The organism is Streptomyces sp. NBC_00572 (assembly GCF_026341815.1).
Taxonomy (GTDB): Bacteria; Actinomycetota; Actinomycetes; order Streptomycetales; family Streptomycetaceae; genus Streptomyces.
Map to the genome: position 1 here is coordinate 6,373,983 of NZ_JAPENX010000001.1, position 19,364 is coordinate 6,393,346.

A 19,364-nucleotide genomic window follows, 5' to 3' on the forward strand; every position below is an offset into this window, starting at 1 on the left:
GTTCGCGGTGGCGGCCTCACTTCGACCGGCGTTCGCGGTGGCGGCCTCGCTTCGACCGGTGCTCGCCGTGCCGGTCTCACGGAGCCCGGCGGTCATGAGGCGAGCCGCACGGCGTCCGCGTACGGGACGATCCGGGAGCCGGCGTGCCCGGAGACGTACCGCTCGGCGCCGGACCGGGTCACGAAGGCCCGCCACTCGGCGCCGTCCGCGACCCACACCGCCCGGTCCGCGAACCACAACGTCCCCGTCACCGCGTCCGGCACGTAAGCGGCCCGCACGGAGGCCCCCTTGACGGCCTTCAGGAGCGCGGCGGGGCTGTCGAAGCTTCGGGTCGAGCTCTGACCCCTGAGCCACAGTTCGGCCTTCGGGGCGGTCGCCTTCGGGTACGCGAGGTCCGGCACCGCCCGGCCCAGCGGCGCGGTGTCGACGAAGGCGTCCACGTCGACGTCCGTCACGAGACCGGCCTCCTTCAGGACCGGCACGTCCTCCTTGAGCGCGGCGACCAGCTCCGGGCGGAGCGCCGGATCGAAGGTGGCGATGCCCTGGGCGCCGTTGTAGAGGTAGACCACCTCGGCCGGAAGCCCTGTCTCCTCGGCGACGGACTCGGCGGCGGCGACCGGGTGCTTCCGCAGATGATCCGTGGCGCGGTTCTGCGCGCGCAGGAACGCGTCGAGGACGGCGGGCCGTTGGCGGGCGAACTTCTCCCGGACGGTGACTCCGTGGAAGGTCGGCAGGTTCAGCTCGGCGCCGTCGTAGAGGGCCGTGGCCTTGCCCTGGAAGGCGAGCAGGCCGGGCCAGGCGACGAACTGGGACAGCGCGTCGACACTGCCCGCCGCCAGGGCCGAAGCCCCCACGCTCGGTTGCTGGTTGAGCTTGCTGACGTCCTTCGCCGGGTCGATTCCGGCCCGCCGCAGGGCCCGTACGAGAGTTCCGTCGGCGGCCGAACCGACACTGGTGGACACCTTGCGGCCCTTGAGGTCCGTGAGGGTCCGCAGCGGTGAACCGGGGTCGGTGACGACGGTGTTGAGACCGCCGCGCAGGTTGTAGCCGGTGACCGCGACGAGCCGCGTCGGCTCCTTGAGCTGCTTGCCGCGTGCCGCGTTGATCAGCAGCGGGAAGTCGCCCATCGAACCGATGTCGATCTTTCCCGCCGTCATCTGCGCGGTGATCGGCGCGCCGGTCGCGTAGTCCTGCCAGACCACCCGGTAGCTGACGCCGTCCTTCCGGCCCCCGGCCTTCAACTCCTCCTCGAAGTAACCGAGGGAACGCAGCAGGGTGCCGGCGGTGACGGTGTTGATGGTCTTGGACTGGTAGCCGACGGTGACCGTGACCGTCCTCCCGTCGGACGAGCTCCCGGCGTCGGTCCCGCAGGCGGTGGCGAGGGGCAGGACGAGAGCGAGGGGGAGGGCGAGGCGTCCGGCCCTCCGGTGGTGGAGCAGGGGAAGTCTTCCTCGGTACATGGGAGTTCGGCCTTTCACCGGAGCAGGTAGGGCATGTTGACGGTGACCGCGCCGGTGGGGCAGCGGGCGGCGCACGGGCCGCAGTACCAGCACTCGTCCACGTGCATGTACGCCTTGCCGTCCTCCTCGCGGATCGCGAGCGAGTCCAGCGGACACATGTCGACGCAGAGCGTGCATCCGTCGATGCACTTCGACTCGTCGATGGTCACGGGCACGTCGGCGCGCTGGGGGACCAGAGGCATGGCTGTCTCCAGGAAGGGGGTGGGCGGAGCGGGGAGGGGAGCAGTGGGGGGAGCGGGTCAGAGCGAGCGGCGCAGGACGCCGCCCATGGTGATGCGGTCGCCGCGGAACCGGATGAACTCCAGATCCACCGGCCGTCCGTCGGGCAGACAGGTCAGCCGTTCCAGCATCAGGACGGCGGCCCCGCGCGGGGCCTGGAGCACGGCGGCGGAGTGCGCGTCGGCGTTGACGGCCTCCAGGGTGATCTCGGCGTGGCCCAGCGGACCGCCGGTCAGCTGTTCCAGGAGCCGGAACACATCGGTGTTCTCCAGGTCGCAGCCGAGGAGTTCACCCCCGATGTCCATCGGGAGGTACGACAGGTCGAGGGAGAGCGGCAGCCCGTTGAGCCGACGCAGCCGCTCGATGCAGAGCACATCGGAGTGCTCCGGCAGCCCGAGCCGGTGGGCCACCGGCCCCGGAGCGGAGACCGGCCCGACGGTCCGGACCTCGTTGGTGACCCGCCCGTGCTCGCGCAGCGTCTCGGCGAGCCCCTGGAGCCGGTCGAGGCCGTGCGGATACTTCTCGCACACCACCACCGTGCCGACCCCCGGCTGCCGCTCGACGATCTGTTCGCCCCGCAGGAGGTCGAGGGCCTGCCGGACGGTGTTCCGGCTGGCCCGGTAGTCGGCCGCGATCACGTCCTCGAGAGGAAGGATCCCGCCGGGGAAGCCACCCGCCAGGATCTGGTGGCGCAGCAGGTCGGCGAGCTGCCGCGCCCGGTCCGCACGCAGCCGCCGACGGCGGGCGGCGGCGACGGGGCGGGCGGCGGAAGCGGCTTCGGGGGGCATGACAAGGAACGTAGCGGCGGGGCGGCCCGGGTGGTGTTGCGGCAGTATTGCGCCACCTGACACACCGTACGCACCGCTCTGACCAGCGGAGATGTCGAGTGGACGGCGAGATCCGCCACTTCGCCGCCCACGACGTGGACCAGCGGTTGCCCACCATGCGGGAAGCTCAGCCGGCCTGGGGCCCGACATCGAGGTGGAGGGCGACGGAGAGGCGATGGTGGAGGGCGCCGAGGACCGGCTCACCCGGGGTGAACAGCCCGGCGGCGAGCTTCCAGTAGCGGGTGATCACGGGCCCGTCGCTCCGGGCGAGCAACGGAAGGAGCCTCCGCCGGAAGTCCGGGGAATCCCCTTCCCCGCCCGCGTGGGCGTACGCGGCGACGAAGCAGTCCAGGGCGCCGCCGTCACGCAGGGACCGCCCGCCCCGCAGCTCCGCCGAGGCCAGTGTGTACGCCTCCGCGAGACCCTCGTACAGCACCGCCGGCCGGTACTCCCCGTCCGGCAGCGGCGGCGCCGGCCGCGACTCCGGCCGGTCGAGCAGCGGATCGGACACCAGCGCGTGCAACCGGGCGAAGTCGAGGACCTGCGCGGGACTCGGCTCCTCCGGGAGCGCCGGCACCACCGAGTCGAGCACCATCGACACCACCCGCCCCGGCAGCTGAACCGGCAGGATCCGACGCCAGAACCGGACCAGGCCCGCCGTGTCCGGCGGCACGGACACCGCACCGATCAGCCGCAGCCGCTCGGCCCGCTCCCCGGCCGGGCAGTCCTGGAGCAGCCGCAGCGACGCCTCGCGCCAGCGCAACGCGGCCAGTTGGGAACCCAGCTCCCGCAACCGCCCCGAGACGACCTCCTCCAGCGCCTCGTCACGCGCGAGGACCCGCTCGACCTCGGGAACGGGCAGATCCAGGGCACGCAGGGAGCGGATCAGGAGGAGCCGGTCGAGCGCGCCGGGCCCGTACCGCCGATGCCCGCCGGAGCTGCGCCCCGCCTCGGGCAACAGACCCCGGTCGGAGTAGTACCGCACCGTCTTCACCGTGACACCCGCCCGCTCGGCGAGCTCCCCGATGCTCCACAGCCCGTCGGACACCACGACGTGAGCCTCCCTCGGGGGCACTCGGCAGGAGCCCTTCCGTACCGTCGGTCTCAGTCTGGCGTACGGCCCTTCCCCCGTGCTCCTTGCATCTCCCCCAGGGGGAGTTCCTAGCGTGGCGGCGAGACATCCCCGAGGAGAGTCGCGAGGAGACGATCATGACCGCGTTCGTGCTGGTGTCGGGCCCCTTCACCGACGGGTGGGTATGGGAGGAGACCGCGTCCCGGCTCCGGGTGGCGGGCTCGGAGGCGTACCCCGTGACCCTCGCGGGGATGGGGAACCGGCAGGACGAGGCCGGGCCCGCGACCGATCTGGAGACGCACATCGAGGACCTGGTGCGGCTGATCGACGGCATCGGGGCGCCCCAGGTCGTACTCGTCGGACACGGTTACGGGCTCCACCCCGTCCTCGGCGCCGCCGACCGGCGCCCCGGACGCGTCGCCCGGATCGTCTCCCTGGACACGGGTCTGCCGGACAACGGCGAGGCCGCCGCGCGCTCCGTACCCGACCCCGAGGTGCGGGCACGGCTCGGCGACCGGGCCGAGGGCAGGATCGCGCCGCCGTTGCCGGGCACCTGGTCCCGCTGGGGCAGCACCGAAGGTGTCCCCGCCGAAGCACTCGAACGCCTTGAGCGCCTCGCCGCGCCCCAGCCGGCGGGCACGCTCACCCAGCCGCTCCGGCTGACCGGCGCGGCCGCCTCCCTGCCGACCACCGGCGTGCTGTGCACCGCCAACGGGTCCAGCATCGAGCTTGTCCGGATGCTGGTGGAATCCGGGCCGCCGCAGTTCCGGGCCCTCGCCGACGACCGGATGCGCTTCTTCGACCTCGACACCGGCCACTGGCCGATGCTCTCCGTTCCCGAGGAACTCGCCGAGGTGCTGCGCCGGGCGGCCGCCGGAGAGGGCCACCGGGTGACCGTGCCCGAGCAGGTGGACGAGCGGCCGACGCACCTGCTGCCCTTCCTCCTCGACGTACCCGAAGTGCCGTGTGAGCGGCGCGGAAGGGTCGACCTCCACCTCCCCGCCGGCCCTCCACCCGGGGACGCCGATCGGCCTCGACCGGCTGTCGTCTTCGTCCACGGCGGTCCGGTCGCCCCCGACCAGCGGCCCACCCCACGGGACACCCCGTTCCTCCTCGGGTACGGCCGCTACGCGGCGAGCCTCGGAGCGGTCGGCGTCACCCTCGACCACCGGCTGCACGGCATCGCCGACTTCGCCCTCGCGGCCGAGGATCTCGCCGAAGCCGTGGCCCTCGTGCGCGCCGACCCGCGGGTCGACGGAGAGCGGATCGCGCTCTGGTTCTTCTCCGCGGGCGGGCTCCTGGCGGCGGAATGGCTGGCCGCGCCCCCGCCGTGGCTGCGCTGTGTGGCGGCGAGCTACCCGGCCCTGGCCCCGCTGCCCGGCTGGGGTGCGGTGGAGCCCCGCTTCAGGCCCGTCGACGTCGTGGGTACGGCGGACGGGCCGCCGATCGTCCTGACCCGGGCCGGACGGGAGCACCCGACGTTCGCGGCGACGGTCGAGGAGTTCCTGACCGCCGCGGCGAAGAACGGGGCCGAGGTCGAGATCGTCGACGTCCCGGACGGCCACCACGGCTTCGAACTGGTCGACCCGACCGATGAGTCCCGCGCGCGCGTGGAGCGGGCGATGCGATCCGTGCTCGGGCATCTGCGGGACTGACCGGCGGTCGACCCGAGCACCACCCCGCTCAAGCCGCGTACACGAGACGGCCGCCCACGTACGTACGCTCCACCCGCGCGTCGGCGATCTCCTCCGGCGGCCCCGTGAGGATGTCGCGGTCCAGGACGACCAGATCGGCGAGGTTCCCGGGACGCAGGCTGCCCGCGTCGTCGTGGCCGTTCGCATGGGCGGAGCCGGCGGTGTACGCGGCGAGGGCCGTGGGCAGGTCGAGGCGCTGCTCCGGCAGGAAGACCCGGTCGTCGGTGGAGCCGGGATCCCGGCGGGTGACGGCGACCTGGATGCCCGCGAGCAGAAGCTTCCCGTTCAGGTCGACGACCTCGGTCCGGGGCCGATGGGGTCACGGACCTCGTGGTGGCCCACGGCCGCGATGCGGTCGCCGACGACCGCCAGGGACGTCGCCCGGCCGTTGGGGTCGCACGGACGAAAAGCGGTGGTCGTCCGACCGGCTGCCCTGACACGATCTCGGCATGACCACGTTGTTCCTGATGGTCGGCCTGCCTGGAGCCGGCAAGACCACGCGGGCCCGGCAGCTCGCCGCAGAGCACGGCGCGCTGCGCCTCACGCCCGACGACTGGATGATTCCGCTGTTCGGTGTGTCGGAGGCGGACGGGAAGCGCGACGTGTTGGAAGGGCGGATGCTCTGGCTCGCTCTGGAGGCATTGCGGCTCGGCACCGACGTCGTGGTGGACTTCGGCTGTTGGTCCCGTGACGAGCGGTCCGCGATCCGCCGGCTGGCGGAGGCGGAGGGCGCGTGCTTCCGCATGGTCTACCTGCCGGTGGACGACGAGACCCAGCGCGACCGGATCGCCCATCGCTGGGCAACCGCCCCGGAGGAGACGTTCCCGATCGCCGAGGCCGACCTCCGGCACGGGCGGGCGCACTTCGAGGAGCCCGACGCGGCGGAACTCGACGGGCACGCGATCGACGGCCCGCCTCCAGGGTCGTCGACCTGGCACCAGTGGGCCGCCGACCGGTGGCCGTCGTTCGCGTGACACCCACCTGACTGCTGCCCGATCGCGAACCCGTTCCGGACCGCGAGGAAATAGTAGCCATGTACATAGTATCCATGTACTGTATCCAGTGTGAGTTCAACAGCTGAGGGCGCCACCGCGGGATTCCTGGTCTGGCGCCTGTCGATGAAGTGGCGTGTGGCCGTCGATCGGGCGGTCGCACCGATGGGCCTGACCCACGCCCAGTACGTGGTGATGGCGTCGCTGTACGGCATGTCGCGCTCCGGGCTCCGGCCCAGCCAGCGGGCACTCGCCGACCGGACGGGGCTGGAGCCGCTGTACGTCTCCAAGCTCGCCCGTGCCCTGGAGGCCTCCGGCCTCGTCGCCCGCACCCGGGATCCGGACGACCCGCGCGCCATGCAGCTGTCGCTCACCGAGCAGGGACGCGACGTCACCCGTCGCGCGATCAAGGTGGTCCAGGGCCTCCTGGACCAGTTGCTCGAACCCCTCGGGGGCCAGAACAGCCCGCGTACACGGGAGTTCACCCGAGAGCTGGCGACCTTGCTCGACGCACCTCTTGATCCGCACACCGAGAACCACGAGGAGCAGTCATGACCACCGACACCACCACCGCACCCAGCGTCAACGGCCGAGTGCTGGCCCTGGCGCACCATGCCGCACGTGCCCTCCTGGAGGGTGTGCTGACCCGCCACGGCATCACGTTCCACCAGAGCGTGACGTTCCGGGCCGTCGTAGCCGCGGGCGAGTCCATCGGCCGCGACGAGCTCGTCGGCGACGTCACCGGCTCGCTGAAGACCGACGCGTCGGTCGTGACGGCGGTCATCGAGGAGCTGACCACCGCCAAGCTGCTCGAAGAGGTCCCGGCGGAGACGTCCCGGGTTCGACTCACCGACGCCGGGCGGGAGTTGTACGAGGTCACGTCCGCCGAGTCCGCCGGGATCACCGCCCGGCTGTACGGCGGCATCCCGGCCGAGGACCTCGCCGTCGTGGGCCGCGTGCTGACCCTGATCACGGACCGCGCGAACGCCGAGCTGGCCGGCGCCTGAGGTTTCGTACGGTCGCTTCCCGGGCCCGGCCTGGTTCGGAGGGAGACCGGTCTGATCAAATTCCCCCATGCGTCACGCCTGCCTCGCCCGTCATACCTTCCCCGCCGCCGTCGCCGGACTCCTTCTGGTCACCCTCACCGCCTGCGGGACCGAGCGGCAGGGGGCTGCCGCCGCCGGCAGCGCCTCACCGCCCGCGTGCGGGCCCGGGGCGAGTCCCGCCGAGAGCGCAGACGTACCGCAGGCCGACATACCGGGGGCGTCCGCCTCCCCGGCTCAGGACGGCGTCACGATCATCGGGACCGGCGGAGGCGCCTCCGCCGGTGCACCTTCCTGCGCCGTGTACTCCGTCACCAGCCGGGAGACCGAGCCCTTCACCTACGTCGTCACGGTCGGATTCGTCTCGGAATCCGGCCAGGCGCTCGTCAACGTCGACGACACCGTCCAGACCGTCGCCCCCGGCCGGACCGTCCGGCGCACGGTCACCGCCACCGGGCGGCTCTCCCCGGACGCGGTCGGCAAGGTGCAGGCCCGGATCGTGAAGGTGCGGAGCTTCCCGACCGCCGAGACGCCGAGCGTCGGCGGCACCTGTCCGCCCACGGGGGTGCGTGTGTACGCGGATGAGGGCGACGCGGCCATGGGGCTGCGCGTCGTCGGCCTCCACCTGGAGAACTGCGGCACCCGGTCGTACCGGCTCAACGGCTACCCCCGGGTCGAGATCCGCGACGAGGACCACGAGCGCGTCGACGGCGTGTCGATCGTCCAGGGCGGCGACGCCGTCGCCGGGGGCACCGGGGCCGACGGCCCGCCGCAGCAGCTGGTACTGGAGCCGGGCGAGCGCGCCCACGCCGGCCTCGTCTGGCGCAACACCGTCGAAGGGGGAGTCGGCGATCCCGTGAACGCCCCCTACGCGCGCGTGTGGGCGAAGCCGGGCGCCGCCCCGGTGACCGTGACCCCCGAGCTGGACCTCGGCACGACGGGGAAACTCGGCGTCGGGCCCTGGAAGAAGGACGGGGAACAGGCCGGGGGAGGCTGATCCGAGCCGTTCTTCTTCCGCTTGCTCCTCCCCGCGCCTCCCGCCCCCTCGCGTCACGGATGCGAGAACACGCCCACCATCCGAGTGTCCGGGTTGCTGCTCATGCCGACGATCGCGCCCCCGTCGGCGCGGTTGGCACGCGCGTGCGTGCCCGCGTACCCCTCGTCGGTGAGGAAGATGCCGAGCGCCGCGATCCAGTCGTCGACGGAACCGGTCTCCGGGTCGTACACCGGCTCGGGGCGCGGTACCACCCGCTCCTGCGCCACGTATCCGCCGCGCTCCACGGTGATCCGCAGCGCCTTGTCCCAGTCGGCGGCGGTGGACTCCCAGCCGACATAGGTGTCCAGACCGCCGTACCCGGCGCTCGGCTTGAGGATGAGCCGTTCCCTCCGCTCCCGGCAGAGGTCGACGAGTTCGGCGGGACCGGAGGCACGCAGCGTACGGCTCCACGGCAGGACCCGTTCGACCAGGGCCCGCTCGTCGGCGTCGAAGGAACCGCTCCAGCGGGGGTCGGTGAGCAGGGCGAGGGCGCTCTTGTTCGAGTAGAGGCCGCTTTCGAGTGAGGTGAAGAGCACGGTCCTGCCCGCCTCGTGAGCGCGGAAGAACGGCTCCGCCACGTCCGGGCCCTCCGGGTCTTCGAGCAGCTGACTCGCCGCGAAGTTCCGCAGGACCAGGTCGAGAGGGGTGCCGTCCAGCGTGAGCTTGCCGTCGGGCCCCGTGCGTACGTGGTCGATCTCGCCGGTCCGGACGTCGAGGCCCTGCTCGGCCATCGCCTCCACCGTGGCGCGCATCAGCCTTCCGTACGGGCCGATGCCCCCGCGGCCCTCGATCAGCCCGACCACGGGCTCCCGGTCACCGGACAGCGCCGGCCTGGCGCGGTCGCGCAGGACAGCGGCCGTCCGCGCGGCGATGTCCACATGACCGAGCCCGTGCACGCGCGCGAAGTCGGCGAATTCCGGGACCCGCAAAAGCCCTTGGTTGAACACGGCCATGTCGACTCCGCCGACCTCGCTGCCGAGGTTGAACTCCAGGAGCTTGAAGGAGGTGCCGTCGTGGTACGCGTCCGCGCGGCCGAACTTGGCGGGGACACCGGATCCTCCGCGCCGGAACAGTGCCGCGAGCGCGGGTTCGATCCCGACCTCCGCCGCGTACCGGTCGAGGTCGCCGTCGAAGAGCCGGAGCGGCAGCGACACGAGGAGGTCGAAGAGCCCCTCCAGGTCGCGGGCGAAGGCGGCCGTCTCGGCGGCCCGTACGAACCACGGCCGGGGCAGCAAGTGCGCGCGCCACGCCTCCTCGAAGGCCGGGGGCAGCTCGGCCCGCGCCACGGCCCCGGCGAGCCCGAGGTTCCCGCGCAGGCACTCGTCCACGTATGTCCGGCTCAGATCGGTCATCTGCGTCGCTCGCTTCCCTGAAGGAAAAGGAATCGGGTACGTGTTCGGAAAGGCGAGCAGCCTACCGCGCGGCCCGCCGGCGTGCCGGGAAACACGGAGAGGGAGCCGGAGCGCCGGTGGGGCGGGGAACACGAAGGGCCCGCACGCCGGTGGGGCGGAGCGACGGCGTCCGCGTTAGCGGAACGTGAGCCAGACGTGAGTGGCGGTTGGGAGAGTGGTGCCGGACCCGGGGCGGGCCGTGGGGGCCGGCCCCGGGTCCTTCCCGGGCCGACTCGGGGAGCAGCGGCCCGGCCGGGCCGGTGAGGACGCCGGGGCCCGTACGGCGTTCAGCTGGTGAACGTGGCCGCCGTGGCCGCCGTGGCAGCCGTGACCGCGAGCATCGCCGCCTGCATGTCCCGGATCGCCCGGCGTACGCCCTCCGCGGCCCACTGGCCGGCCGTGAGCTCGTCCAGGCGGGACGCGACCTCCTTGCGCGGCAGGTCGGGGAAAGCGAGGCGGTGGAGCTTGGCGCCGTGGATCAGGGCGAGGAGTCCCGTGGTGCGGGCCTGGTGGGTGGGGCCGGTGACGAGTACCGCGTGCAACCTGGCCCTCAGCTCGCGTTCGACGGAGCCGTCGGCCTCCGGATAGCGGGCGACGGGGAAGAGGCCCATCACCCTCTGCCGCTCCTCACGTATCAGGCCGCGCTCGCGGAGGCTCTCGACCGTGGCCTTCACGGCCTTGGAGTGGTCCTTCGTCAGCCACTCGGTGACCTTCGGGGCCTTGTCCTTCTTCGCGCACCAGGCGTCCACCCGCCGCAGTCGCTCGTCCAGCAGCGGCACCTCGGTGGGCGTCGCGTCCGTCACCCGCAGCCGCCCGTCGTCGACCGCCACGCGCCCCGCCAGCACGAGATCGAGCAGGATGCCGCCCGCGACGGCCCACGCGGCGGACTGCCGTTCCTTCGCCACCCCGGACACGTCGTCCAGGGACAGCAGCATGATCTCCTCCGCGAGCGTGACCGCCACCCGGTACCCCTTATCTTCCGCATGCGCGCATGCGTGCGTGTGCGGTGCCACCGGACGGTCGACCGCCCACCTGGCACCCTTCGCCCCTGAGGACGACCGGCGCACCTCGACGGTTCCCCGGAGCGGGCCGCCGCCCGGCGTGACCTGCGTCATTCCGTCCGGGCGGAGGTACTCCGGGGCGCTTTGGTCTGGACCGCAGCGGGCAGGGGCGTCAAGCTCTCGACATGGACTTGGAGTTACGGCACCTCAAGACGATCCGGGCCATCGCGGACGCCGGGAGCCTCACGCGTGCCGCGACCGCGCTCGGGCTCGCGCAGCCGGCGCTCAGTGCCCAGCTCAAGCGGATCGAACGGGCCCTGGGCGGAGCCCTGTTCGAGCGCGGACGGGAGGGCGTGCGGGCCACGGCGCTCGGCGATCTGGTGCTCGACCGGGCAAGGGTCGTACTGCCCGCGGTGTGCGAGCTGCAGGAGGAGGCGGTGCGGTTCGCGCGGGGCGGTACGGAGGGCTATCGGCTCGGCGGCACCCACGGCCCGCTGCTCGGCGGCCTCGTCGATCGCATCGCGCGACACGACCCCGGCGCCCCGGTGAGCACGTACACGTCGTGGTCGGAGCGTGAGGTCGCCGGTGCTGTCGCCGACGGCCGCCTCGACTTCGCCCTGGTCGGGGTCTGCGGGGAGAGCGGTCCGCCCGAGTCGGGACGGCTCGTGTGGACGGAGGTCGCCCGTGATCCGGTGTACGTGATGCTGGCCGCCGACCATCCGCTCGCGCCCCGCACCGAGATCGACCTGGCCGAGCTGGCGGCGGAGGCCTGGACCGACGTACCGGGCGACGGCTGTTTCGGCGACTGCTTCGCGGCCGCCTGCGTACGGGCGGGATTCACTCCGGCCTGTGTGTACGAGACGGACACCGCCTCCTGTGTACACCTGGTGCAGGTCGGCCGGGCCGTCGGGCTGTGCCGGGCCACCTTCCCCGTCACCCCGGGCCTCGTCACCCGCCCCCTCGCCGGTGCCCCGCTGATGTGGCGGCACCTGCTCGGCTGGCATCCCGAGGGGCGCGCGGCCTCCCGGGCCGCCGCCGTCCTCGGCCACACCCGGGCCGCCCACGCCGAGGCGCTCGCGACCAGCGCGGGACGGATGCCCGCGCCGGCGCCCCGGGCATAACGCGATGGCAGGGGCCAACTGGCAGCTGCCGTCTCCTCGTTCCGATTCCTACGGTTCCAGAAGATCCCCACCCGGGTCGGACCCCTACGCGGGTCGGATCCCCACCCGGGTCAGATCCCAGCCGGAACAGAGAACCCAGAACCGAGGAGACCCCCATGCTCCGACGACACGCCCGCGCGGCGTGTACCGCCCTCGTCGCCGCCGGAATGGCGCTGGCCGGGCTCCAGGCCGGTTCCGCCGCCGCGGCCCCCGACGCCCGGGGCCCGCACCGCGCCGCGGCCGTCAAGACCGCCGCCCGGACACTCGGCGCCGACTCCGCCCGGCCCGAGCTGCTCGACGCCATGCGACGCGACCTGGGACTCACCCGCTCCCAGGCCCTCACCCGTCTCGCCAACGAGGCGGAGGCCGGTGCCGCCGCCGCCCGGCTCCGCCAGGACCTGGGCGGTGCCTTCGCCGGTGCCTGGGTGGACGGCGCCGAGGCCGACACCCTGACCGTGGCCACCACCCGCGCCGCCGACACGGCCGCGATACGGGCCACGGGCGCGCGTGCCCGGCTCGTGACGCACGGTCTGACCGTTCTGGAGCGCGCCAAGGAGACCCTGGACCGGTCCGCGACCACGGAGGCGCCCGTCCGCTACGTCGACGTCCGCGCCAACGTCCTGGTCGTGGAGGAGACCAGGGCGGGTGCCGGGGCGCAACTCGTGCGGGCCACCGGCGTGCCGCGCGAGCTGGTCCGCGTCGTCCGCAGCGGTCAGGCACCCCGCCCGCTGTACGACATCCGGGGCGGCGACGCGTACTACATGGGTGGCGGCGGGCGCTGCTCGGTCGGCTTCCCGGTGACGCGGGGCACCACGCAGGGCTTCGCCACCGCCGGCCACTGCGGCCGCGCGGGCACGACCACCAGCGGGTTCAACCAGGTGGCTCAGGGCAGCTTCCAGGGCTCGGTCTTCCCCGGGAACGACATGGCCTGGGTCGCCGCCAACGCCAACTGGGCCTCGACCCCGTACGTCAAGGGCTCCGGCGGCGCGAACGTCCAGGTGACCGGCTCGGTCCTGCAGCCGGTCGGCTCCTCCGTGTGCCGCTCCGGCTCGACCACCGGCTGGCACTGCGGCACCGTGCAGCAGCACAACACGAGCGTCACCTACCCCGAGGGCACCATCTCCGGGGTGACCCGTACGACGGTCTGCGCCGAACCCGGCGACTCCGGAGGCTCGTACATCTCCGGCAATCAGGCCCAGGGCGTGACCTCCGGCGGTTCCGGCAACTGCTCCAGCGGCGGTACCACCTTCTTCCAGCCACTGAATCCGCTGCTCCAGACCTACGGCCTCACCCTGAAGACCACCGGCACCGACCCGGGTCCCGGCCCTGGCGAGCCGGAGCCGGGCGGCACCTGGGCGGCCGGGAAGGTCTACGTGGCCGGTGATGTCGTCACGTACGGCGGCGCGAGCTACCGCTGTCTCCAGGGACACCAGGCCCAGGCCGGCTGGCAGCCGCCGAACGTCCCGGCGCTCTGGCAGCGCCTGTGACCCTGGCCGAATAGTGACCGGGGGTGCCGCGTACCCGAGGGGGGTGTCGCGGCACCCCCTCCGACTGCCCGTATGATCGCCGCGATCTTGATGATCATCTGAGGGGCAGCGCTACTTCGCGGGGGAGTCGGCACATGAGAAGGATTCGGGCAGTCGTGGCCGTGGCGGCTCTGGCGTCGGCGGTCGTGGGATGCGGCGGTGCCGAGCCGTCGGACGCGAAGCCCTCGGACGTCAGGCCATCGGCCGGGAAGGCTTCGGCGGAACAACCCGCCGCCGGAGGAGAGGGCGAGACCACTCCGTCCCCCGAGCAGCTCGCCGCCGACCCCGGCACCCGCTACACCGCCATCGCCGTCCCGGCGCTGGAAGGCCTCGTGTGCGACGAGGGCGACGGCGGCTTCCACTACGGCAGCGACCTCGACATGAGCGTCACCGGCGACGACGACCTCAAGGAGATCGAGGGCGACAGCCAGGACGTCGCCGACGAGGTGTCCTGCTTCGGCAGCCCGCGCAACGTCCTCCGCAAGGGCACGATGTCCGCCTCGGCCCCCATGTTCACGGCCAGGACCAACCTGTACGAGCATGTGGCGGACCCCACCGCGGCGCTGAACAGGATCTTCGACGCGTCCGTGGAGCAGGCGACGGGCTACGGCCGCAACTTCACCGGCGAGGCCAAGACCGTCACGGACAGCTCCCTCGTCGTGAAGTGCCGGCAGAACGTCACCGACACCTTCCCCATGACCACCTGTTTCTGGGCCAATTACGGGGCGGCGGGCGTCGTCGACTTCTTCCCGGCGGACGACCAGTACGTCCCCATCGACTCGGCCGTCCCGTGGACCCGGTCCTTCGCCACCGGCGCGCTGCGGAGGTAGGCCCGGGGCCGGGGACTCCGACCCCGACCGCCACCGGAGTCACGGCCGGCATCGGATTCGGGAGCCGTACGGCTCCTCAGACCTTCTCTTCGAGGCCCCCTCGCGCGATGGCCTCCGCGTACCAGCGGGCGCTGTCCTTCAGCGTCCGGCGCTGCGTCGCGAAGTCCACGTGCACGATGCCGAACCGCTTGCTGTAGCCGTACGCCCACTCGAAGTTGTCCAGGAGCGACCACAGGAAGTACCCGCGAACGTCGGCCCCGTCCGCGAGGGCGCGGTGCACCGCCGCCAGATGGGCGTGGAGGTACGCCACGCGCTCCGGGTCCTTCACCTGGCCCGACGGGTCGGCGTAGTCGTCGTACGCCGCACCGTTCTCGGTGATCACCAGCGGTACGTTCGGCAGTTCGTCCCGCAGGCGGATCAGCAGCTCGTGGAGTCCGTCCGCGTCCACCGGCCAGTCCATCGCCGTACGCGGCCCGGGCGCCGGCTCGAACCGGACGTGCCGCTCCGCACCCGCCCAGGGCGAGGGCGACTCCGACGTGCCCGCCCCGACGACCGAGGGGGAGTAGTAGTTGATGCCGAGCGAGTCGATCGGCGCGGCCGCGGTCGCCAGATCGCCGTCCTGCACGAAGGACCAGTCCGTGACCGAGGCCGTGTCGCGGACCAGGTCCGCCGGGAGCCGTCCGTGGAAGACGGGGTCGAGGAAGATGCGGTTGCCGACCGCGTCGATACGACGAGCCGCGTCCAGGTCCTCGGGGGACTGCGAACTGGCCCGTACCGCATGGAGGTTGAGTGTCAGCGACACCTCCGCGGCGCCGGGCAGCGACCCGCGCAGGGTGCGCGCCGCGAGGCCGTGCGCGAGGTTGAGGTGGTGGGCGGCGCGCAGCGAGGCGAGGGCGCTGGTACGGCCCGGGGCGTGCACGCCGTTGCCGTAGCCGAGAAAGGCCGCGCACCAGGGCTCGTTGAGCGTGGTCCAGGTCGCCACCCGGTCGCCGAGCGCGTCCGCCATGATGCCCGCGTACTCGGCGAACCGGTACGAGGTCTCCCGATGCGGCCAACCGCCCGCGTCCTCCAACTCCTGGGGCAGGTCCCAGTGGTAGAGCGTCGCCACGGGGCGGATGCCGACGGCGAGGAGACGGTCGACGAGACGCCGGTAGAAGTCCAGGCCCTTGCGCACGGCGGGACCGCGCCCGGTGGGCTGCACCCGGGGCCAGGAGATCGAGAAGCGGTAGTCGGTGACGCCGAGCCGCCGCATCAACTCGACGTCCTCGTCGACCCGGTGGTAGTGGTCGGCGGCGATGTCGCCGGTGTCGCCGTTGCGCACCTTGCCGGGCGTACGGCTGAAGGTGTCCCAGATGGAGGGGGTACGGCCGTCCTCGGCCGCCGCCCCCTCGATCTGGTAGGCGGCCGTGGCGGTGCCCCAGCGGAAACCCTCGGGGAACCGGAGGACGTTCGTGGTGCCGGTACGGGCGTCGAGCGCGGTCATGGGGTGGGAACTCCCTGGAGTGAGTCGTCGTGTGTGTGGGGGAGGGGACGGGTCAGCCCTTGACCGCGCCCTGCATGATGCCGCCGACGATCTGCCGGCCGAGCAGACCGAAGACCAGCAGGACCGGGAGGGTGCCGAGCAGCGTGCCCGCCATGATCACGGACTGGTCGTGGACGTATCCGCCGCCGAGCTGGCGCAGGGCCACCTGGACGGTGGGCTCGGAGGAGGTGAGGGCTACGACCGGCCAGAAGAAGTCGTTCCACGCGGCCATGAAGGTCAGCAGGCCGAGGACGGCCATACCGGGCCGGGCGATCGGCACCACGATCGACCAGAAGATCCGGGCGGTGGAGGCACCGTCCACCCGGGCGGCTTCGATCAGCTCGTCCGGCAGGGTCTGCACCAGGTACTGGCGCATGAAGAACACCCCGAACGCGGACACCAGGCCCGGCAGGATCACGGCCTGGAGCTGGTTCACCCAGCCCAGCTCGGCGATCAGCATGAACAGCGGGATCACCCCCAGCTGCGGCGGGATCATCATCGTGCCCACGGTGATCGCCAGAAGAGCTCCCCGGCCCCGGAAGCGGAGCTTGGCGAAGGCGAAGCCGGCGAGCGTGCAGCACAGCACGGTGCCGAGGGTGATCGAGCCGGAGACGATGAGGGAGTTGAGCAGTGCCTTGCCGATGTCCGCCTCTTCGAGGACCGCCTCGAAGTTGCGGATCAGGTTCGGGCCGGGCACCAGCGTCGGCGAGACGTTCGCCAGGTCGGCGTTGGAGCGGCTCGCGGCGACGATCGTCCAGTAGAAGGGGAAGGCGGAGAAAAGGACGGCGACGATGAGGATGCCGTACGCGAGCGGACCCGCGTGCAGGGTGCGGCCCGCCCGGGAGGGGCCTCGCGTCGCGGCGGCGATGGGCGCGGTCATCGGCCGGCCTCCTTGCGGGAACGGCGGCGCGCGATCAGGGCGTTGACCCCGACGAGCACCACGATGAGCAGGAACATCACCCAGGCGATGGCGGCGGCCCGGCCCAGGTGGAAGAAGCCCCAGCCCTGCTCGTACATGTACAGGCCGAGCGTCTGGTACTGGTGCGAGATGCCGCCCGAGATGGAGCCTTCGAGCAGCAGCGGCTCGCCGAACAGCTGGGTGGCGCCGATCGTCGAGACGATGACGGTGAAGAGGATCGTGGGCCGCAGCCCCGGCAGCGTGACGTGGAAGAACTGCCGCCACCGCGAGGCCCCGTCCATCGCGGCGGCCTCGTACAACTCATGCGGGATCGACTGCATGCCGGCCAGGTAGATCAGCGCGTTGTATCCGGTCCAGCGCCAGATGACGACCGTCGACACGGCGATCTGCGAGGCGACCGTGCCGTTCTGCCAGTCGACGGGGTCGATCCCGACCAGGCTCAGCGCGTAGTTGATGAGGCCGAAGTCCCGCCCGAAGAGCTGCGCGAAGACGAGGGTGGCGGCGGCCACCGAGGTCGCGTACGGCAGGAGGACCGCGGTCCGCAGGAAGGTGCGGCCGCGCATCTTGTAGTTCAGGAGATGCGCGAGCCCGAGGGCCATGACGAGCTGGGGCACGGTGGAGAGCACACCGATGGTGAACGTGTTGCGCAGCGAGAGCCAGAAGTACTCGTCGCCGAGGAGCGCGGTGTAGTTGCCGAGGCCGCGCCACTCCATGTCGCCGGGCGTCTGGAGCTCCACCCGGTAGAGCGAGACGAAGGCCGTGTAGATCAGCGGGAAGAGACCGAAGGCGGCGAACAGGGTGAAGAACGGTGCGAGGTAGGCGTACGGCGAGAACGTCTGCCAGGCCCGCCGGGCGGACCCCCGCCGCGCGGGCGGCGGGACCGGCTTCGGCGGGGCCGGCGTCTCGGATGCGGTGAGGGTCACGGCGCGGCCCTTCGGAGGGGAACGGGTGGAGTCATGGAACGGGGAGGAATCGTGGAAAGGGGAGGAGTCGTGGAGGGCGGGGCAGGGGCGTGAGGAAGGACATGCAGACGGGCGTGAGGAGGGGACTCTCCTCGGCGAGGGTCAGCCGATGGTGTTCTCGACGCCCTTCTTGGCGTTCGACCAGGCCTTCTCCGGCGAGGTCCCCTTGCGCTCGACCTCGCTCAGCGCGTTCGTGATCTGCTGCGCGATGTTCTGGTCGTGTACACCGAGCACCTGCACCGGGGCCGCCTTCGCCGCGTCGCCGAAGATCTGCCCGATGGGAGCGTCGGAGAAGAACGGGTCCTTCGCACCGGCGACCTTCTCGATCGCGCCCGTGGCGGAGGGGAAGTTGCCCTGCTTCTCGAAGAGCCGGGTCTGCTGCTCGGGGGCGGTGAGCCACTTCACCAGCTCGTACGCCTCCTTCTTGTGCTTCGCCGCCTTCGGCACCGACAGGTAGGAGCCGCCCCAGTTACCGGCGCCGCCGGGGAGCGGGGCGACGTCCCACTTGCCCTTGCCGGCCTCGCCGGCCTGGCCCTTGATGTAGCCGAGCATCCAGGCGGGGCACGGGATGGTGGCGAAGGAACCGGCGGAGAAGGCCTGGTTCCACTGCGGGGACCACTGGTCGAGCTTGGCGCTCAGCCCGTCCTGGGCCGCCTGTACGGAGTGGTCCCAGGCGGTGCGGAGGGCGGGGTTGTCCTCCCAGATGAGCTTTCCGGAGGCGTCGTAGTACCGCTCCTTCTCCTGCCCGATGATGATGGAGTAGAGGCTGCCGGTGCTGTCGATCCAGGCATTCTTGCCGGGGGCCTTCGCCTTGTACTGCTTCCCCAGGGCCAGGTATCCGTCCCAGGTGGTCCACTTCTTGGCGAGCTCGGCGCGGTCGGTCGGCAGTCCGGCCTCCTTGAAGAGGTCCCTGCGGTAGCACATGGCCTCGGGGCCGACGTCCGTGCCGAGCCCGAGGACCTCGCCGCCCTTGCCGGTGGCGGCGGCCCACTTGGCCTGGGCGAACTGGTCCTTGAGGGTGTCCGCGCCGTACTTCCTCAGGTCCTCGAACCGGTCGGCCTGCTGCTGGGTGACGGAGGCGATGCGGCCCACCTCGATGCCCTGCACGTCGGCGAGGCCCGCGCCGCCGGCGAGCCGGGTCTGCAGGGACTTCCAGTAGTCGGCCTCGTCCTCGGTGTCGGTCTGCTTGATCGTGACGCCGGGGTGGAGCTTCTCGTACTCGGCGTACAGCCCGGCCTCCTTGTATCCGAAGGAGCCGAACAGGTCGACGGTGATCGTGACCTTCCCTCCCGCGGCGTCGGTGGACGTGTCGTCCGACGCACCCCCGCAGGCCGCGAGCAGGGCTCCGGTGAGCGCGACCGCCCCCAGACGGACGACGGCTCTCCTGGCGGTGGTCGTGGTGGCGGCTCGGGCGATGGGCATGGGAAGCCTCCCTTGGCTCCGGAACGAGCGAGAGCGACTGAGAGCGCTCTCAAGCGTGCGGTCGGAGCGTGCCCGTGAACGGGTCCATCCGTCAAGCCTCGAAGGCGTAACGGACGGGACGCGCTCTCAACTCCGCTCTGTGTTCAATCTCTTGACACACGTGTTTCGGCGGTTTTACGTTTCCGGCGTCTTGAGAGCGCTCTCTCGGCTCGTTCGGAGCTCTCTCGG

Annotated in this window: 18 protein-coding genes and 1 pseudogene; 8 read left to right on the plus strand and 11 right to left on the minus strand. The window is 72.1% G+C overall.

Going from position 1 to position 19,364, the window contains the following annotated elements; translation table 11 throughout:
• Positions 1-92 precede the first annotated feature (92 nt).
• From OG514_RS29035 to OG514_RS29050, 4 genes are all read right to left on the minus strand, one after another.
• Positions 93-1,460, minus strand: coding sequence for an ABC transporter substrate-binding protein (locus tag OG514_RS29035; RefSeq protein WP_266899871.1), 1,368 nt, complete (start codon positions 1,458-1,460; stop codon positions 93-95).
• Positions 1,461-1,474: 14 nt separating this feature from the next.
• Positions 1,475-1,702: a ferredoxin family protein gene (locus tag OG514_RS29040; protein WP_030313017.1), complete on the minus strand. Its 228-nt coding sequence runs from the start codon at positions 1,700-1,702 to the stop codon at positions 1,475-1,477.
• Positions 1,703-1,759: 57 nt separating this feature from the next.
• Complete coding sequence (locus OG514_RS29045) at positions 1,760-2,527, minus strand: GntR family transcriptional regulator (RefSeq protein WP_266899877.1); 768 nt, start codon at positions 2,525-2,527, stop codon at positions 1,760-1,762.
• A 166-nt stretch (positions 2,528-2,693) separates the two neighbouring features.
• Complete coding sequence (locus tag OG514_RS29050; RefSeq protein WP_266899879.1) at positions 2,694-3,617, minus strand: MerR family transcriptional regulator; 924 nt, start codon at positions 3,615-3,617, stop codon at positions 2,694-2,696.
• A 158-nt stretch (positions 3,618-3,775) separates the two neighbouring features.
• Here OG514_RS29050 and OG514_RS29055 point away from each other — a divergent pair, with 158 nt between their 5' ends.
• Positions 3,776-5,293, plus strand: a complete 1,518-nt coding sequence (locus tag OG514_RS29055; RefSeq protein WP_266899881.1) for an alpha/beta hydrolase — start codon at positions 3,776-3,778, stop codon at positions 5,291-5,293.
• A 28-nt stretch (positions 5,294-5,321) separates the two neighbouring features.
• Here OG514_RS29055 and OG514_RS29060 read toward each other — a convergent pair.
• Positions 5,322-5,603 (minus strand): annotated as a pseudogene (locus OG514_RS29060) (amidohydrolase family protein); the annotation flags it as partial.
• Positions 5,604-5,781: 178 nt separating this feature from the next.
• Between OG514_RS29060 and OG514_RS29065 the strand changes: the two are divergent.
• From OG514_RS29065 to OG514_RS29080, 4 genes are all read left to right on the plus strand, one after another.
• Positions 5,782-6,306 carry an ATP-binding protein gene (locus OG514_RS29065; protein ID WP_266899883.1) on the plus strand — a complete coding sequence of 175 codons (525 nt, stop codon included), beginning with the start codon at positions 5,782-5,784 and terminating at the stop codon, positions 6,304-6,306.
• A gap of 90 nt (positions 6,307-6,396) precedes the next feature.
• Positions 6,397-6,879: a MarR family winged helix-turn-helix transcriptional regulator gene (locus OG514_RS29070; protein WP_266899885.1), complete on the plus strand. Its 483-nt coding sequence runs from the start codon at positions 6,397-6,399 to the stop codon at positions 6,877-6,879.
• Entirely contained in the window at positions 6,876-7,331 is a 456-nt protein-coding gene (locus OG514_RS29075; protein WP_266899887.1) for a MarR family winged helix-turn-helix transcriptional regulator, read from the plus strand. Before OG514_RS29070 ends, OG514_RS29075 begins: the two co-directional genes overlap by 4 nt.
• Before the next feature lie 67 nt (positions 7,332-7,398).
• Positions 7,399-8,364 (plus strand): DUF4232 domain-containing protein, encoded by a 966-nt coding sequence (locus OG514_RS29080; protein ID WP_266899889.1) that lies wholly within the window; start codon positions 7,399-7,401, stop codon positions 8,362-8,364.
• A 53-nt stretch (positions 8,365-8,417) separates the two neighbouring features.
• On the opposite strand, the gene OG514_RS29085 is transcribed toward OG514_RS29080, so the two are convergent.
• Positions 8,418-9,755 (minus strand): hypothetical protein, encoded by a 1,338-nt coding sequence (locus OG514_RS29085; RefSeq protein ID WP_266899891.1) that lies wholly within the window; start codon positions 9,753-9,755, stop codon positions 8,418-8,420.
• A gap of 326 nt (positions 9,756-10,081) precedes the next feature.
• Entirely contained in the window at positions 10,082-10,756 is a 675-nt protein-coding gene (locus tag OG514_RS29090; protein WP_266899893.1) for a GPP34 family phosphoprotein, read from the minus strand.
• Positions 10,757-10,980: 224 nt separating this feature from the next.
• Here OG514_RS29090 and OG514_RS29095 point away from each other — a divergent pair, with 224 nt between their 5' ends.
• The 3 genes from OG514_RS29095 (at position 10,981) to OG514_RS29105 (ending at position 14,311) form a co-directional block, all read left to right on the plus strand.
• Positions 10,981-11,916 (plus strand): LysR family transcriptional regulator, encoded by a 936-nt coding sequence (locus OG514_RS29095; protein ID WP_266899895.1) that lies wholly within the window; start codon positions 10,981-10,983, stop codon positions 11,914-11,916.
• Positions 11,917-12,071: 155 nt separating this feature from the next.
• Entirely contained in the window at positions 12,072-13,442 is a 1,371-nt protein-coding gene (locus OG514_RS29100) for a carbohydrate-binding protein (protein WP_266899897.1), read from the plus strand.
• A 155-nt stretch (positions 13,443-13,597) separates the two neighbouring features.
• Positions 13,598-14,311: a hypothetical protein gene (locus OG514_RS29105; protein ID WP_266899899.1), complete on the plus strand. Its 714-nt coding sequence runs from the start codon at positions 13,598-13,600 to the stop codon at positions 14,309-14,311.
• Between the two features lie 76 nt (positions 14,312-14,387).
• Here the strand turns inward: OG514_RS29105 and OG514_RS29110 are convergent, their stop codons facing one another.
• The 4 genes from OG514_RS29110 to OG514_RS29125 all read right to left on the minus strand — a co-directional run bounded on the left by OG514_RS29110 (position 14,388) and on the right by OG514_RS29125 (position 19,136).
• A complete protein-coding gene (locus tag OG514_RS29110) occupies positions 14,388-15,794 on the minus strand; it encodes a GH1 family beta-glucosidase (RefSeq protein ID WP_266899901.1) in 1,407 nt (468 codons plus the stop codon).
• 52 nt (positions 15,795-15,846) lie between these two features.
• On the minus strand, positions 15,847-16,713 hold the full coding sequence (locus OG514_RS29115) for a carbohydrate ABC transporter permease (RefSeq protein WP_266899903.1): 867 nt from the start codon (positions 16,711-16,713) through the stop codon (positions 15,847-15,849).
• Entirely contained in the window at positions 16,710-17,549 is an 840-nt protein-coding gene (locus tag OG514_RS29120) for a carbohydrate ABC transporter permease (RefSeq protein ID WP_266901001.1), read from the minus strand. Before OG514_RS29120 ends, OG514_RS29115 begins: the two co-directional genes overlap by 4 nt.
• Positions 17,550-17,816: 267 nt before the next feature.
• A complete protein-coding gene (locus OG514_RS29125; protein WP_266899905.1) occupies positions 17,817-19,136 on the minus strand; it encodes an ABC transporter substrate-binding protein in 1,320 nt (439 codons plus the stop codon).
• Positions 19,137-19,364: the final 228 nt, after the last annotated feature.

What these genes read in the sequence shown, in the direction of transcription:
- OG514_RS29035 (WP_266899871.1), bottom strand. Translation starts at nt 1,460, where the DNA reads ATGTACCGAGGAAGACTTCCCCTGCTCCACCACCGGAGGGCCGGACGC.
- OG514_RS29040 (WP_030313017.1), bottom strand. Translation starts at nt 1,702, where the DNA reads ATGCCTCTGGTCCCCCAGCGCGCCGACGTGCCCGTGACCATCGACGAG.
- OG514_RS29045 (WP_266899877.1), bottom strand. Translation starts at nt 2,527, where the DNA reads ATGCCCCCCGAAGCCGCTTCCGCCGCCCGCCCCGTCGCCGCCGCCCGC.
- OG514_RS29055 (WP_266899881.1), top strand. Translation starts at nt 3,776, where the DNA reads ATGACCGCGTTCGTGCTGGTGTCGGGCCCCTTCACCGACGGGTGGGTA.
- OG514_RS29065 (WP_266899883.1), top strand. Translation starts at nt 5,782, where the DNA reads ATGACCACGTTGTTCCTGATGGTCGGCCTGCCTGGAGCCGGCAAGACC.
- OG514_RS29075 (WP_266899887.1), top strand. Translation starts at nt 6,876, where the DNA reads ATGACCACCGACACCACCACCGCACCCAGCGTCAACGGCCGAGTGCTG.
- OG514_RS29080 (WP_266899889.1), top strand. Translation starts at nt 7,399, where the DNA reads ATGCGTCACGCCTGCCTCGCCCGTCATACCTTCCCCGCCGCCGTCGCC.
- OG514_RS29085 (WP_266899891.1), bottom strand. Translation starts at nt 9,755, where the DNA reads ATGACCGATCTGAGCCGGACATACGTGGACGAGTGCCTGCGCGGGAAC.
- OG514_RS29095 (WP_266899895.1), top strand. Translation starts at nt 10,981, where the DNA reads ATGGACTTGGAGTTACGGCACCTCAAGACGATCCGGGCCATCGCGGAC.
- OG514_RS29100 (WP_266899897.1), top strand. Translation starts at nt 12,072, where the DNA reads ATGCTCCGACGACACGCCCGCGCGGCGTGTACCGCCCTCGTCGCCGCC.
- OG514_RS29110 (WP_266899901.1), bottom strand. Translation starts at nt 15,794, where the DNA reads ATGACCGCGCTCGACGCCCGTACCGGCACCACGAACGTCCTCCGGTTC.
- OG514_RS29115 (WP_266899903.1), bottom strand. Translation starts at nt 16,713, where the DNA reads ATGACCGCGCCCATCGCCGCCGCGACGCGAGGCCCCTCCCGGGCGGGC.
- OG514_RS29125 (WP_266899905.1), bottom strand. Translation starts at nt 19,136, where the DNA reads ATGCCCATCGCCCGAGCCGCCACCACGACCACCGCCAGGAGAGCCGTC.